Annotated in this window: 1 protein-coding gene and 2 pseudogenes; all 3 read left to right on the top strand. The window is 55.1% G+C overall.

All coding sequences use genetic code 11. The features are described 5' to 3' along the window. Positions 1-107, top strand: a pseudogene (locus tag DXA74_RS16060) (ParA family protein); the annotation flags it as partial. Between the two features lies 1 nt (position 108). Further along, on the top strand, positions 109-537 hold the full coding sequence (locus tag DXA74_RS16065; RefSeq protein WP_007478184.1) for a DUF3408 domain-containing protein: 429 nt from the start codon (positions 109-111) through the stop codon (positions 535-537). Positions 538-539: 2 nt separating this feature from the next. Further along, positions 540-759: pseudogene (locus DXA74_RS16070) on the top strand (hypothetical protein); the annotation flags it as partial.

The raw sequence follows: 759 nt of genomic DNA on the forward strand, positions 1-759 counted from the left end.
AGGCGGTGTTCCGCTCCACGCTCTTTCCCGCCAGCCGCCCGTTGGTAAGGGGAAGCAACTTGGAAGAACTGATAACCGAAATAGTGTACTACATCAAATTAAAATGATATGGCAAAGCAAAGCGGCGGGATGCCGAAGATAGACGAGGATTTTATGCGGGAACTTATCTCGCAGGGTGTACCCGCCAAGCGGGAGAGCCAGCCGGATGATGAACCGCAGCCCGGCAGCGAAACGGAAACCGCCCACGAGGGACGGCAGGCTGAAACAGTGCAAGTAGAGAAACCGACACCCCGCAAGCGCAAGGGCGGTTCGGGCGACTACCGGGAAACCTACTTTCAGAAAGTGGAACTGGCAGACCGACAGCCCTTGTACGTGAGCCGAACCACGCATGAGAAGCTGATGCGTATCGTGACGGTGATAGGCGGGCGAAAGGTGACGGTAAGCAGCTACGTGGAAAACATTCTGCTGCGCCACTTCGAGCAGTACCAAGACGAGATAAACACCCTGTACGAAAGCCACTTCCAAAAGCCTGTCTGACTATGGTAATCTATTGCATACTTACCGGGCTTTTGGTGTACTATATCGCCCTATGGCTGTGGTATCGCTACACGGACAGCCGGACATCACCGGGCAAAACGGATGATGCGCCGCTTCCACGAAACGGGGTTTCAGGCTACACGCTGATAGGTGAAAGCCGATACAAGAGCGGACAATTTCAGACAGCGCAGGACAAATCGGGACACCTCCCGCAAGCGGCTG

The organism is Bacteroides sp. OF04-15BH, assembly GCF_003477995.1.
GTDB lineage: Bacteria > Bacteroidota > Bacteroidia > Bacteroidales > Bacteroidaceae > Paraprevotella.

Bases quoted from the DNA above. Each gene is read 5' to 3' on its own strand.
- DXA74_RS16065 (WP_007478184.1), top strand. From the start codon at position 109: ATGGCAAAGCAAAGCGGCGGGATGCCGAAGATAGACGAGGATTTTATG.